This is a genomic window from Membranihabitans maritimus (genome assembly GCF_021729145.1).
Taxonomy (GTDB): Bacteria; Bacteroidota; Bacteroidia; order Chitinophagales; family Saprospiraceae; genus Membranihabitans; species Membranihabitans maritimus.
The window spans coordinates 189,742-204,474 of sequence record NZ_JAJSLW010000009.1 but is presented as its reverse complement, the minus strand read 5'-3'; the positions used below and the strand labels follow the sequence as shown (position 1 = coordinate 204,474).

Genomic DNA, 14,733 nt, shown 5'->3' with positions numbered 1-14,733 from the left:
TTAGTAATAAACTGGATGGATATGAACAATCTGATGAAGATTTGTTTACATTTCTTATGATAAAGGGAAAAAGAATAATGTTGCTTTCAAACGAAAATCATTTTGAAGGTAAATGTGCAACATCTATCAAAAAAGCAGGCGAAGTATTAAATAAAATTTGAATTTCGGGCACTATAAATGGATTTTCAAACCATCTCTTCATTAAAAGATTGCTAATTTTGCCTTCAGGCAATTGCTAATTGAAAGATAGAACATCTACATTGATATCAAAAAAAACAATAGCAGAGATATTTGACAAAATGGCGGTAGAGGATATTGTCGGTGATTTTGTCCACCTCAAAAAGAGGGGTGTTAATCTATTGGGGTTATGTCCGTTTCACAATGAAAAAACCCCTTCTTTTACGGTATCCCCTTCCAAAAATATCTATAAATGCTTCGGATGCGGGAAGGGAGGAAACGGGATTGACTTTCTCATGGAACACGAAGCCATGTCGTACCCGGAAGCCCTGCGATACGTGGCCCGGATATATAATATTGAAATTGAAGAAGACTACAATAAGGAAGAAGATATCATCGAATTCCAACACCGCGAAGCTCTGCAGATCATCAATAAATTTGCAGCGGAATTCTTTAGTAATGAATTAAACAACACGGACAAAGGCAAAAGTATAGGCCTCAGCTATCTGAAAGACCGCGGATTTATCGAAAAAACAATAAAATCATTCGAACTCGGATTTGCACCCTCCCATCCCAGGGACAAATTAACCACCAAGGCCAAAGAAGCCGGACATAAAGAAGAACGCCTCAAAGAACTGGGACTGTCAAACCAGTACGGGAACGATTTCTTTTTTGACAGGATCATTTTCCCCATCCATTCACTAAGCGGTAAGCCCATAGCCTTTGCAGGCCGGATACTCAAGAAAAATGTAAAGGCACCCAAATACCTCAATTCCCCAGAATCTGAGATATACCACAAGCGCAAGGTTCTCTACGGGATGCACCTGGCCAAAAAAGAAATCCGGGCAAAAGACCTTTGCTTCCTGGTAGAAGGGTACACCGATGTAATGATGCTGCATCAAAACAATATCGAAAACGTTGTGGCTACGAGCGGTACTTCCCTGACCACCGAACAAATACGATTGATAAAAAGGTATAGTAAAAATGCCTGCCTGATATTTGACGGGGACCAGGCCGGGATCAAGGCTTCCCTGCGGGGGATTGACCTGTTACTTGAAGAAGGTATGGATGTGCAGGTATTGCCGTTACCGGAGGAGCATGATCCTGATAGTTTTATCCAATCGGTAGGACACAACCGGTTTACGGAATATTTCGAAGAAAGAGCCCAGGACTTCCTGTTTTACAAAGCCGAACTGAGCAGGCAAACCGCCAAAAATGACCCGGTCAATGCTTCCCAGGCAATCCAGGACCTGGTGACGAGTATATCCAAAATCGAAGATACCATCAAAAGGCACCTCTATATCAAAGAAACGGCCAAATTGATGAGTGTCCCGGAAGAACTATTGCTGGAAGAACTTAACAACAAACTCGATAAACAATTCAATAAAAAAAGGTCTGAAAGGCTTAAAGAGGTTCGTAAGACCAGCCAGGAAAAACGGGAAACCAGCAAAGACAAGAGTAAAGATGCTGCCTCTACCCTTCTCGAAAAAGATATTTTGCGGATCCTGATCCAGCACGGCGAAAAATCCGTGGACGAAGATCAAAACGTAGCATCATTTGTAATAGAAAACATAAGTGATGTCATAGAACTCATTGAAAACGAAAATTTCAAAAAGGTACTAAACATTTTTATAGAGCACTACAATGAATCGAAAGTACCGACATTCGCCTTTTTAACCCAGCAAACTGCACCGGAAATCCGGAAAACGGTAATCGACATCCACGAAGGGAAATACGACAGCCAATACAGTAAAAACTGGATCGATATGTGGGATATGGGATTGCAGACCCAACCCATGCCCGATGAGAATCAAAAGAAGGACGCTTTGGAAGCCCTCATGCGGTTCAAGCTCAATAAAGCTACCAAACTCTGCCGCGAAAACCTGGAACTCATAAAACAATACGAACAGGAAGAAGACGCTGAAGAACTGATGAAGCATTTGCAAATTCAAAAGAAACTAACTGAAATCAGGAATGTGTTTGCGAAGGAATTCAAGACAATTGTGTTGAAGTAATTGGCTAATCCAAAATGAAATTTTTATATTTAGGCTATTATTTAGACTCGACATACCAACATCAAACATGCGCGAACATGACAAAGGACCTGGGAATCGACAACTCCGCATCCAGCCTGTTGTGCATCGCAACCAGAGGGTTTGGTTAGTTACATTTCCTTATAGTACTGAACTATACCATCGCTGTAAGTCATTAGGGGGGCTTTATACGCGGACGTATAAGGGCTGGTGGTGGCCGGCAAATGAAATAAGCAGGAAATCTTTGCAGCATCAATTACTGAAAGGACAGTATACAACAAAAAACAATGGCAATCAACATGAAAATCCGGCTGTAGAATCCAGTATCTCCGCAAAAGTTAGCGATAAAATCCGAAGAATGGAAGTGTGGATGCGACAAAAACGGTATAGTGAGAATACAATAAATGCATATTTGAGTTTTGTTAGACAATTTTTTGCTACACGTCCTGATCTAAGATGGAATGGCATCAAAAAAGAAGACATAATCAAATACAATTTTGATTATTATATTTCCGGGAACAAATCGTATAGTTCCCAAAATCAGTGGATAAATGCGATAAAATTGTACCTTAAAGTTCACGGGCTGGATGTGGGGGAATTGACGGATATCGATCGACCGCGGAAAGAGCACACCTTACCCAATGTATTGACTAAAGATGAGGTAAAGCGAATATTGGTATCTACGAGAAATAAGAAACACAAATTTTTACTATCGATAATTTATGGTGCAGGTTTGAGAATAGGTGAGACACTGAGACTTCGGAAACCCGATATCCGACCTTCTGAAAAATTAATTTATATCCGAAGAAGCAAGGGAAAGAAAGATCGCCGAGTACCATTGTCAATCGCATTAATCAAAATGTACGAAGACTACTGTGCAGGATTTCAACCACACAATTATGTATTTGAAGGTCAAGGTGGAGGTCAATACAGCCATAGCAGTGCCCGAAAGGTATTGAAAAGAGCATGTAAAGCAGCGGGAATAAATTTAAAGGTCACACTCCACACCTTGCGCCATTCTTATGCCACTCATTTATTGGAAAGCGGAGTAGGCTTGAGATATATCCAGGAGATTCTGGGACATAATAGTCCAAAAACGACGATGATTTACACCCACGTAAGTGGACAACAGTTAAGCGAAGTTAAAAGCCCAATAGATGACATGGAAATATAAACAGGAAAAAACTTCCCGATTATATAAAAAAAGTGATATAATCTGGAAGAAAAGTAAGGATATAAACAAGTTGGCGGTAATGTAAAAAAAGCCGAAAACGATTACAACAAGGCAAGATTTGACTAAAATTATCGGCTAAATACTATGGAACTTTGCATAAATCAAAAACAGATAATTATGCAAATATTAGTAACAGGAGCTACCGGAAATCTTGGCAGTTCAGTCATTGAAACATTATTAAAGAATATTCCAGCTCAAAATATCTCTGCCCTTGTTCGAGAAGAAGAAAAAATACAAGGAATAAAAGCAAAAGGAATAACTGTTTTTCAAGGCGATTATGATAATGTGTTCGCTCTTGAAAGTGCAATGGCGAATGTAGATACCGTGCTTTTAATTTCAGCAGGCGACCAAGGTGACCGAATGCAGCAACACAGAAATGTCATTGATACCGCTAAAAAATCAGGAGTTAAAAATATTGCCTACACCAGCAGAGCAATGAGAAATAGAACCACATTGGCTCATCAGTTAATGGAGGAACATTTTCTTACAGAAGATTATATTAAAAACAGTGGACTAAACTATACCATTTTTAGAAACACATTGTATATGGATGTACTCCCAATTTTTGTAGGCAAAAAAGTATTTGAAACGGGTATTTTTCAACCTGCGGGAGATGGAAAAGTTACTTTTGCATTAAGAAAAGAAATGGGCGAAGCAATGGCGAATGTGTTGTCAAATGAAGGTTGTGAAAACAAAACATACAAATTCACAAACAATGAGGCCTATTCATTTTATGATATTGCAAAGGCATTGACAACACTTTCAGGAAAAGAAGTAAAATATCATCCAGTGGATATTTCTACCTTTCAAGAAAGAATGAGACCAACAGGAATTCCAGAACCAATGCTTCAAAAAGTAGTTGAATTCAACACCGATATAAAAAACGGACAGGAAGACGAAATAACCAATGATTTAGAAAAGAAATTGGGTCGCAACCCAACAACGCTAAAAGAAGGCTTAAAAACACTCTTTGAATTATAAAAATAAATTGCACTATGTCAAAACCATATAATATAAAATCTATAACGGAATACCATAAAGTTATGGATTTGCCCAAACCTGAACATCCGCTGATTAGTATAATAAAATTTGAGGATATTAAACGTAATGAAACCAGCCCAATAAACATTACGAATGATTTCTATTCCATCGCTTTAAAAAAAGATTTTAATGCCAAATTAAAGTATGGTCAACAGGAATATGATTTTGATGAAGGCGTATTGCATTTTATGTCTCCAAGGCAGGTTCTTTCTTTTGAATTTAGAACGGATGAAGAATTAAACCATAAAGGGTGGTTATTACTTGTACATTCCGATTTCCTTTGGAACACTCCGCTATCAAAAAAAATAAAGGAATATGAATATTTTGATTACAAAATAAACGAGGCACTGCATTTGTCTGACAAAGAGGAAAAAATGATTATTGGTGTAATGCAAAGTATTACTCAAGAATATCAAGCAAATATTGACCATTTCAGTCAAGATGTAATCATTGCACAGTTAGCGTTATTATTGACCTATTCAGAACGTTTTTACCAACGTCAATTTACTACACGAAAAATTACGAATCACACTATCTTAAACCAATTTGAGGAATTGCTATCGGCTTATTATAGTAAAGGAAATTTAATAGAAAATGCAATACCTACAGTTCAGTATTTTGCAAATGAGCTAAATCTATCTGCCAATTATTTAAGCAGATTATTAAAAACGCTGACAGGACAAAGTACTAAACATTTTATTCAAGATAAAATAATTGATTTAGCAAAAGAAAGACTGTCAACTACCGATTTGTCGGTTAGTGAAATTGCATACGAATTAGGCTTTGAGCACATACAATCTTTTAGCAAATTATTTAAAAGTAAAACTGACTTTACACCTTCTGAATTCCGAGAATCATTTAACTGAAAAAATAAAACACTACCGCCAACAACGTATATAAAAAATAGCGGTTTGGTGCTAACCTGAACCGTTTTTGTTTTTAATTAAGTATCTTGCTTATCGAAAAATAAGAGCATCTAAACCCGCTACTTTTCATATACAAGACCGTTGGCGGTAATTCAAAATCGTAGAGAAATGGAAATAACAAACAAAATTGGAAAAATAGTAGCAGCATATTTGATTGTTACTGGAATGGGGTTTTTAATTTCAAGTGAATATTATTCGCAAATGATTTCTCATCAAGGAACTGATCCCGTTTTAATTAATCTCTCAGGAATGGTTCATTTTTTTATCGGAATGACTATTCTTGTCAATCATATTTTGTGGAAAAACGCTTTGCAAATTATTGTAACGTTACTAGGATTTATGTTTCTCATGAAGGGGCTTTTCCTAATTATATTGCCTGAACTAACCCTTCAGTCAGCGGATAATCCTGCTCAAGTGCCTTGGATAATGTCTATTGGTTTTATTGTTGGCGGGCTAATCATTGGTTACATGGCATTTTCTAAAAAGTATAAATTGTAAACAACCAAACATGAATAGACAATTCATATCTAAATCTTCAATAGAAATAACCACTTCCTCTTCAAGAATATGGGAAGCATTGATAAGACCTGAAATAGCGAAGGAATATTTTTTTGGGGCGGAAATTTTAACGGAATGGAAAAAAGGAAGCCCAATCACATTCAAAGGTGAATTCAACGGCAATAAATACGAAGAAAAAGGAATTATTTTAAATGTTGAACCCAATTCGCAACTTCAATACTCACATTGGAGTCATTTCGATGGATTACCGGACGAACCGGAAAATTATCGGACTTGGACTTTTGATATAACTGAAAAAAAAGAAACAACTCTCTTAACCATTAGTGAAGACAATATCCCGACCGAAAAGCAGAAAAATCGTTCGGATGAATTTTGGAAGGAAGCTCTCTTGAAGATTAAAAAAATTGTTGAAAAATAAAAACTACCGCCAACAACGGGTATAGTGCATGCCCTGCGGGACACGCACCATACCCAAACCGTTGGGGCACATGCAAAAAAGACAACGGACACATTGACAATGACGAGTAACAAAAGGCATATCGTTTTACAAACCGACTTTACGACCGGACTAACTCGACTTGACCAACATTGCAACTGGACAACGACAGAGACGACTGACAAAGAAGAAAAAAGAAAAAGCCCCCGCTTCGCATTTTTGAAAATTTCTGCCAACGCGCATTTGGCACATCCCGCTTTCCCAACACACATAGCCAATACGACAAAAAGCGGGAAGAGCCAAATTTTACCAACGCTCAATCTTGAAAAATTAATCAACTTTGGTTAAATTTGCAACCGTGAAAATTCTCTCAATCATACTTTCAATCTACATCATTGCACTCAATGTGCAGCCAATAATGGATATGGTTGATTTGGGTAACGAAGACATCTGTATCGCATCCATTCACAATTCAGATGCAGAGAACCAGCAACCAACGGAGAATGATGAAGACGGCTGTGATGACCTTTGTAATCCTTTCATGTCCTGCACAACATGCCTCGGATGTACAGTTCCAGTTGCTATTTTATTTTCGGAGCCATTCGAAAATCATGAAATACAACTGACCTTCTACAAGAATTTCCATTCCCTTCAATATTCCGGTTCCATCTGGCAGCCGCCTAAGATTGGATAATGTTTAAAGTGTATTCGGCATAAATGCTGAAAGCGGTGCTACGCACCGCCAAGCTATTTTTTAACATTATCAATCTTAAAACAATGACAACAAAAAGCATTTTGCTGCTATTGGCGGCATTTAATATAAGTTCTGTATTCGCTCAGAACACTTTCGAAGCAATTATAACAGACAGCGAAACTCAGCAACCACTGATTGGGGCAACTGCGGTTTTAAAGGGAACAACCAAAGGCAGCACTGCTAATCTGGAAGGTTTATTGTCAATTGAAAATATTCCTGATGGCAAGCAAATTATTGTCTTTAGCTACATTGGTTATGAAACCAAATCAGACACCTTTAGTTTTCCTCTGACACACACCGAACCTTTTCAAATTGAGTTGAACCCCAAAGCCGGTGAATTAGAGGAAGTTGTTATTTCTTCTACAAGAAGCACCCGAACTATTCAGGAAATTCCTACCCGAATGGAATTCATTGGCTTAGAGGAATTAGGAGAAAAAGCCAATATGAAAGCCGGAGATATTCGAATGCTCTTAAGCGAAAGTACGGGCATTCAAACTCAGGTAACTTCTGCAACATCCGGCAATGCTTCTATTCGTATTCAGGGGCTGGATGGGCGCTATACTCAAATTCTAAAAGACGGTTTTCCGCTTTTTTCAGGTGCAGCAAGTGGGCTGGGTCTTTTACAAACTCCACCACTCGACCTCAAGCAGGTGGAAGTTATCAAGGGTTCGGCATCAACACTTTATGGAGGTGGAGCAATTGCGGGCTTAATAAACCTGATTTCCAAAACACCTTCTGAGGAAAGAGATTTACTTTTTCACCTGGATGTAAACTCTGGGAAAGGGTTTGACCTGAACGGATTTTATTCCAAGCGTTTCGAGAAGGTAGGCACTACCATTTTTGCTTCACACAACAGAAGTTGGGCTTATGACCCTGCGGGAATAGGCTTATCTGCCATTCCACAATACGAGCGTTATGTATTGAACCCAAAGCTGTTCCTTTATTTCAGCGAAAAAACAAAATTGAACTTTGGAGTGAATGCAACAGTGGAAGACCGGTTGGGAGGAGATATTCAATTCATTGAAGGTGAGGGAGACAACATTCACAGCTATTTTGAGGAAAATAATACGCAACGCTATTCCACTCAATTAAGCTTAGACCATAGGACAGGTAACGGATTGTTCAATTTTAAAAACAGCGTAAGTTATTTTAATCGAAGTATATCAGTCCCTGATTATAATTTTGAAGGAACACAGTTAGCCACATTTTCAGAAGCAAGTTACGCCAGTGGCAATGAAAAGTTTGAATGGGTTACAGGATTAAATCTTTGGACTGACCATTTTGATGAAAATCAACTGGACACCTTTCAAACCCGCGATTACAACTTGAACACCCTTGGAGCTTTCGCACAAACTTCATGGAAAGCCACTGAATGGCTAAACCTTGAGACAGGATTGAGAACTGATTATGTTTTTGATTATGGTGTTGTCTTGCTTCCCCGAATTTCTGCTTTATTTAAAATTTCACCAAAGTTATCTTCGCGTATTGGTGGAGGTTTTGGCTATAAGGCACCTACCATTTTCACGGAAGAAAGTGAGCGCATACAGTTTCAAAATGTCTTGCCCATTAGCAGCAATAACAATGAACTTGAACGTAGCTATGGGGGAAATTTTGACATTAATTACAAAACCATTATTGGCGAAGAAGTCAGTTTCAGCATTAACCAACTTTTCTTCTATACCTATCTGGACAATCCATTGCTACTTGAACTACAGACAAGCGGCCTATACCAATTTGTCAATACTCAAGGCTACATAGATACAAGAGGAACCGAAACGAATATGAAGATAGCATATGACGACTTTAAATTGTTCTTGGGTTATACATTCACCGATGCAAGGCTGCATCAAGGTGGCACAGTGAATGAAGCTCCTTTAACTCCAAAGCACCGCATCAATTCAGTGCTATTCTATGAAGTTGAAGAAAAATGGAAAATAGGGTTAGAAGCATATTATTACAGTCCTCAAAAGCTGAGCGATGGAACTACCGGACAGCAATATGTCATTGCCGGATTTATGGCTGAAAAGCTTTGGGAGAATTTTTCCATCTACCTGAATTTTGAAAATTTCCTTGACGCAAGACAAACCCGCTTTGACACAATTAATACAGGCACGGTCACCAATCCTGTTTTCAGGGACATCTATGCACCACTCGATGGTTTTCTTATTAACGGAGGAATTAAACTCAAACTTTAACGGCATGAAGAAAACAGTTTTTAAAATTCAGAAAATGGACTGCCCCAGTGAAGAACAGATGATAAGAATGAAACTGGAAGGGGACGACCAGATAAAGTCTCTTGATTTTGACCTTGAAAATCGAAGGTTAGAAGTTTACCACACCGGGACTTATCAATCTATATTGGCTGCCTTGGAAAGTCTAAACCTGAATACAACGCAAGTTTCTTCCGAAGAAGCGGAATTGGCTCCTAATACACCTTCTGACAAAAAAGAAAAGAAACTGCTCTGGGCAGTTTTACTCATTAACTTTTCCTTTTTTGCCATCGAACTAACCACAGGATTGGTTGCAAACTCAATGGGGTTGGTAGCGGACAGTTTAGACATGCTTGCGGACAGTATCGTTTATGGACTATCACTATTAGCAGTAGGTAAAATAGTTTCAAGAAAGAAAAAGGTTGCAAGGTTTGCAGGCTATTTTCAAATAACCCTTGCTATTATAGGTTTTGTAGAAGTCATCAGACGTTTTGTTGGTGAAGAAAAAATGCCTGACTTCCAAACTATGATAATCGTCTCAATACTCGCATTGATTGCGAATGTAATTTGCTTATTTCTACTTCAAAAGGGTAAGAGCAGTGAAGCACACATGAAGGCAAGTATGATTTTTACTTCCAATGACATCATAATTAATACTGGCGTAATTGCGGCCGGACTTCTGGTGAACTGGTTAAACTCAAGCTATCCGGATTTAATAATCGGGACTATCGTATTTCTTGTAGTAGCAAGGGGAGCGTACAGGATAATGCAACTTTCTAAATAGTGCCAACGCATCAGTCACACACATTGGCTGGCCACTCAGAGCCGACCCGCAGACCAAAGCCAGCCAAAGAGTGTGCCTGCCCAACCCGAGAAAAGAAATTTTCAAAAATGCCCCACGCGCGACTAAAAAGAAAGACAAAACAATAGTACGAACAGACAAGAATAAGACTTTGAGCCGGTTGACACTGTGGACAGAAAACAAAAAGAATGAAAAGCACGATGCCCCAACAAAGTGTATAAGCAATAGCGCGTGAAGTGCTAAATTTAAGGTCGGTGCATTTAATTAACTTTGGTGGTAGCCGGACAGGTAACTGCCTTGAAATCCGCTACTGCTCATACACAGAGCCGTTAGCGGCAATGGTAAAAAAACACAACAAACATCAACATACAAACATCTGACAAACACCAACCACGACAACCAACGACACGAAAAAAATTAAAAAAAAGCCCACCGCACAGGAAAAATTTTTATGCCAACGCAATTGGCACATTTGGGTTTGCCCGACACGCAAACCCAAAAGAGCCAATCAGCCCACGCACAATAAAGACAATCAGACTTAGTTTAAACTTCTATACTCTTTCGGACTTACACCGACTTTCTGTTTAAACAATCGGGTAAAGTGTTGTGGATAGCTAAAGCCCAATTCATACGAAATTTCACTGATAGACTTGCTTTCATCGTGGATACGTTCTTTAGCCACGTTAATGACTTTCGACTGAATATAATCCTGAGCAGACTTACCAGTCTCCTTTTTAATTAAGTCTCCAAAATAATTAGATGATAAATTCAAATGCTCCGCAAAATATTGCACCATTGGGAAGCCGATTTCTGTGGCTTTGTCCGATTTAAAATAATCGTTGAGTAAAATTTCAAATTCTGATAAAATATCAGAGTTTATATGCTCTCGTGTAATGAATTGACGGTCGTAAAAACGGTCGCAATAGTTTAAAAATAGCTCAATATTCGAGGTAATCAATTTTTTGCTGTGCTTATCTACATTCTGTTGTAACTCGAAATTGATTTTGGCAAAACAATCCATTACAATTTGCTTTTCCTTTTGAGAAATATGTAGGGCTTCGCTCGATTGATAATTAAAAAAACTGTAATCGTCCATCAATTTTGCTAATGGTGATCCCAACAACAAATCAGGATGAAATACCAATCCGTGTCCCATTGGTTGGTATTCATCTGTTTTATTCAAAACGTCTATCACTTGCCCGGGCGAGACAAATACCAAAGTACCTTCTTGATAATCATAGGTCTGTTTGCCGTATTTTAAATCACCACATTTTACGTCTTTCAAAAACACGCAATACAAGTCAAAATACATTTTGTTCCCCGTTCTTCTATCGGCTTTTGAAAAATCAATCACGTTTACCAATGGATGAAATGTTTCGTGTTGATTAAACCGATTGTAATCGCTTACAGTTTTAAAATCTAAATCCATTACAGTCTGTTTTAGTGGTACAAAAATACTCAAAACCATTTTTTAAACCACTACGAATTAGCCCAATCAGTAATATTGGTAAGTCCATCCGTAATTGGTATAAGGAAGGTGACCAGAATAAGAGAGACATTTGCATTATAAATTTACAGAGACGAAATGAAAATGAAAAAGATAACACTCAACAACGGAGTAGAAATGCCAATTTTAGGATTTGGTGTTTTTCAAATTCCTGATAACGAAACTGAAAAAGCTGTAGTGGATGCTATTGAAACAGGTTATCGCTTAATAGATACTGCTGCTTCTTATAGAAATGAAAAAGCTGTTGGAAATGCAATCAAAAAAAGCGGCATTCCAAGAGAAGACTTGTTTATCACAACTAAGTTGTGGGTGCAAGATGCAGGATATGAAAAAACGAAAGCAGCTTTTCAAAAATCATTGGATTTATTACAGCTTGACTATTTAGACCTTTACCTCATTCATCAGCCTTTTGGTGATGTGTTCGGTTCTTGGAGAGCGATGCAAGAATTGTATAAAGCGGGCAAAATTAAAGCCATTGGTGTGGCAAATTTCCATCCAGACCGTGTAATGGATTTGATTGCTAATAGTGGTTTTACACCTGCCATCAATCAAATTGAAACCCATCCGTTCCATCAACAAATAGAGACGCAAAAATTTCTTCAAGAAAATAATGTTCAAATTCAGTCTTGGGGGCCTTTTGCAGAAGGGAAAAACAACATATTCCAAAATGAAGTATTAACTGGTATTGGTAAGAAATACAATAAAACAGCTGCACAAGTTATTCTTCGTTCACTAACCCAACGTGGTGTCATTGTAATTCCAAAGTCTGTTAGAAAGGAACGTATGGAGGAAAACTTCAATATTTTTGATTTTGAACTTTCTACTGAAGATATGAAAAACATAGAATCTTTAGATACCAATGAAAGCTTGTTTTTTGACCACCGAAATCCCGTAATGGTAAAATCATTAAGTGAATATAAAATACATTAATAATCTTTAAAGCAATAACTATGAAACGTCGTGATATTCTAAAAACAGCAGGGTTGGCTTCAATCGCTACTGCATTTGCCCCTTCTACATTGTTGGCTTCGTGTGCTAACGAACCATCAAATGGTAAAACAAACAAGAATATATTAGCACCACTTTCAGGTCGTAGAACACTTGGAAAATCATTAGAGGTGTCAAGTATAGGTCTCGGCGTTCAAAATATGAGTCGAAGGTATGAAACCACCATTCCTTTACGTTCCGAAATGCACAATATCATCCGCACAGCTTATGATGATGGAGTAACTTTTTTTGATGCAGCAGAGGCCTATGGACCTTTTGAAGTAGAACGGATTTTAGGCGAAGGCATAAAAGATTTTCGTGATGATATAGTGATTGCTACAAAGTTCGGGTGGAACATTGACCAAGAAACGGGTCAACGATTACCAGGTCTAAACAGTAAACCCGAACATATCAAAATAGTGGTGGAAGGAATGCTGAAACGTTTGCAAACCGACCGAATTGATTTATTGTACCAGCACCGTGTTGACCCAGAAGTACCCATTGAAGATGTAGTAGGCGCCATAAAAGATTTGATGCAAGAAGGAAAAGTATTGCATTATGGACTTTCAGAACCAGGGCTTCAAACTGTAAGACGAGCACATAAGGAACACCCAATAACAGCTATTCAAAACGAACATTCCTTACTTTATCACTGTTCGGATGACGATGTTATCCCACTTTGCGAAGAATTAGGAATTGGCTTTGTGCCTTGGAGTCCATTGGGTGTCGGTTTTTTAACTGGTGCAATTGATGCAAACACAAGGTTTGCTCAAGGAGATTTTAGAGGGACAGAATCTCGTTTTTCCCCAGAAAACTTGCCTAAAAATATGGCATTAGTAAAATTGCTTCAAAAATGGGGCAAAGAAAAAGAAGCAACACCAGCTCAAATTTCATTGGCTTGGTTGTTGGCTCAAAAACCTTGGATTGTTCCAATTCCGGGAGCTACCAATATGGCGCATATGAAACAAAATATTGGCGCCGATGCTATTAAATTATCTACAGAAGAATGGCAACAGTTCAATAATGAATTAAAAAATATAGAAATTGTGGGCGCAAGATTACCAGAATTTGTACTGCAATTTTCAAAAGTTGAAGCACCGCAAAAACAATAACAAATAAGATGATGAAGAAAAGAATATTAGGAAATGAAGGATTAGAAGTATCCGAATTAGGATTTGGCTGTATGGGCTTGACTTTTGGTTACGGAACTGCTACAGATGAAAAAACGGGTGTTGAATTAATAAGAAAAGCTTATGATTTAGGAATTACATTTTTTGATACGGCTGAAGCGTACAGCAAAGGTGGTAATGAAACCTTATTGGGGAAGGCAGTAAAGCCCTTTAGGGAAAAAGTAATATTGGCTACAAAATTCGGTTTTAAAGATGGCGACCCCAATGTTGGTTTAGATAGTTCGCCTAAAAGAATCAGACAAGTCGTTGAAAACTCATTACAATATTTACAAACCGATTATATCGATTTATTATACCAACATCGAGTTGACCCAAACGTGCCAATTGAAGACGTTGCAGGAACAATAAAAGATTTAATCAATGAAGGCAAAGTAAAACATTGGGGATTATCCGAAGCTGGAGTCGATACCATAAAAACTGCGCACAATGAGCAACCCATTGCAGCTTTACAAAGCGAATATTCAATGTTTTACCGGAAACCTGAAAAAGAAATTATCCCATTATTGGAAGAATTAGGAATTGGATTTGTGCCTTTCAGCCCATTAGGAAAAGGGTTTTTAACAGGAGCTATTGACGAAAACACCAAGTTTAAGGATAATGATTTTAGAAATACCGTACCACGTTTTTCAGAAGAAAACCGAAAAGCAAATCAAGCCTTGGTTGAATTGGTAAAACAGATAGCCAAACAAAAACAAGCAACACCTGCACAAGTTGCTTTATCGTGGTTATTGTCACAAAAACCGTTTATCGCACCCATTCCAGGAACAACTAAAATACATCGTTTGGAAGAAAATATTGGAAGTACTTCGGTTGAACTAACTTCTAACGATTTACAGCATATAGAAACTGCTTTAAAAGAGATTGAAATTGTGGGCGATAGATATTCGGGTAATTATAAAAATTTTGTAAATAAATAA

The 14,733-nt window shown here is 37.9% G+C and carries 14 protein-coding genes; 13 read left to right on the top strand and 1 reads right to left on the bottom strand.

Annotated features, from left to right (window positions below; all coding sequences use genetic code 11):
* Positions 1-260 precede the first annotated feature (260 nt).
* The 10 genes from dnaG (at position 261) to LVD47_RS12765 (ending at position 10,114) form a co-directional block, all read left to right on the top strand.
* Entirely contained in the window at positions 261-2,192 is a 1,932-nt protein-coding gene (gene dnaG / locus LVD47_RS12810) for a DNA primase (RefSeq protein WP_236976744.1), read from the top strand.
* A gap of 67 nt (positions 2,193-2,259) precedes the next feature.
* Complete coding sequence (locus LVD47_RS12805; RefSeq protein WP_236976742.1) at positions 2,260-3,384, top strand: tyrosine-type recombinase/integrase; 1,125 nt, start codon at positions 2,260-2,262, stop codon at positions 3,382-3,384.
* A 177-nt stretch (positions 3,385-3,561) separates the two neighbouring features.
* Positions 3,562-4,425, top strand: coding sequence for an SDR family oxidoreductase (locus LVD47_RS12800; RefSeq protein WP_236976740.1), 864 nt, complete (start codon positions 3,562-3,564; stop codon positions 4,423-4,425).
* A 14-nt stretch (positions 4,426-4,439) separates the two neighbouring features.
* Positions 4,440-5,351, top strand: coding sequence for a helix-turn-helix domain-containing protein (locus tag LVD47_RS12795; RefSeq protein ID WP_236976731.1), 912 nt, complete (start codon positions 4,440-4,442; stop codon positions 5,349-5,351).
* A 168-nt stretch (positions 5,352-5,519) separates the two neighbouring features.
* Positions 5,520-5,909, top strand: coding sequence for a hypothetical protein (locus tag LVD47_RS12790; protein ID WP_236976723.1), 390 nt, complete (start codon positions 5,520-5,522; stop codon positions 5,907-5,909).
* Positions 5,910-5,919: 10 nt separating this feature from the next.
* The gene (locus LVD47_RS12785) at positions 5,920-6,348 is read left to right on the top strand and encodes an SRPBCC domain-containing protein (protein WP_236976714.1); all 429 of its coding nucleotides are present in this window, start codon (positions 5,920-5,922) and stop codon (positions 6,346-6,348) included.
* A gap of 24 nt (positions 6,349-6,372) precedes the next feature.
* Positions 6,373-6,714: a hypothetical protein gene (locus tag LVD47_RS12780; RefSeq protein ID WP_236976705.1), complete on the top strand. Its 342-nt coding sequence runs from the start codon at positions 6,373-6,375 to the stop codon at positions 6,712-6,714.
* Between the two features lie 10 nt (positions 6,715-6,724).
* On the top strand, positions 6,725-7,060 hold the full coding sequence (locus LVD47_RS12775; protein ID WP_236976703.1) for a DUF6660 family protein: 336 nt from the start codon (positions 6,725-6,727) through the stop codon (positions 7,058-7,060).
* An 83-nt stretch (positions 7,061-7,143) separates the two neighbouring features.
* Positions 7,144-9,315 (top strand): TonB-dependent receptor, encoded by a 2,172-nt coding sequence (locus LVD47_RS12770; RefSeq protein ID WP_166143260.1) that lies wholly within the window; start codon positions 7,144-7,146, stop codon positions 9,313-9,315.
* Positions 9,316-9,319: 4 nt separating this feature from the next.
* Positions 9,320-10,114: a cation diffusion facilitator family transporter gene (locus LVD47_RS12765; protein ID WP_166143261.1), complete on the top strand. Its 795-nt coding sequence runs from the start codon at positions 9,320-9,322 to the stop codon at positions 10,112-10,114.
* A gap of 556 nt (positions 10,115-10,670) precedes the next feature.
* Here LVD47_RS12765 and LVD47_RS12760 read toward each other — a convergent pair.
* Entirely contained in the window at positions 10,671-11,561 is an 891-nt protein-coding gene (locus LVD47_RS12760; protein WP_236976686.1) for a helix-turn-helix domain-containing protein, read from the bottom strand.
* A 162-nt stretch (positions 11,562-11,723) separates the two neighbouring features.
* Between LVD47_RS12760 and LVD47_RS12755 the strand changes: the two genes are divergently transcribed.
* The 3 genes from LVD47_RS12755 to LVD47_RS12745 are packed head-to-tail and all read left to right on the top strand — an operon-like array spanning position 11,724 to position 14,733.
* A complete protein-coding gene (locus LVD47_RS12755; RefSeq protein ID WP_236976952.1) occupies positions 11,724-12,569 on the top strand; it encodes an aldo/keto reductase in 846 nt (281 codons plus the stop codon).
* 20 nt (positions 12,570-12,589) lie between these two features.
* The gene (locus LVD47_RS12750) at positions 12,590-13,738 is read left to right on the top strand and encodes an aldo/keto reductase (protein ID WP_236976684.1); all 1,149 of its coding nucleotides are present in this window, start codon (positions 12,590-12,592) and stop codon (positions 13,736-13,738) included.
* An 11-nt stretch (positions 13,739-13,749) separates the two neighbouring features.
* Positions 13,750-14,733, top strand: coding sequence for an aldo/keto reductase (locus tag LVD47_RS12745; protein WP_369427797.1), 984 nt, complete (start codon positions 13,750-13,752; stop codon positions 14,731-14,733).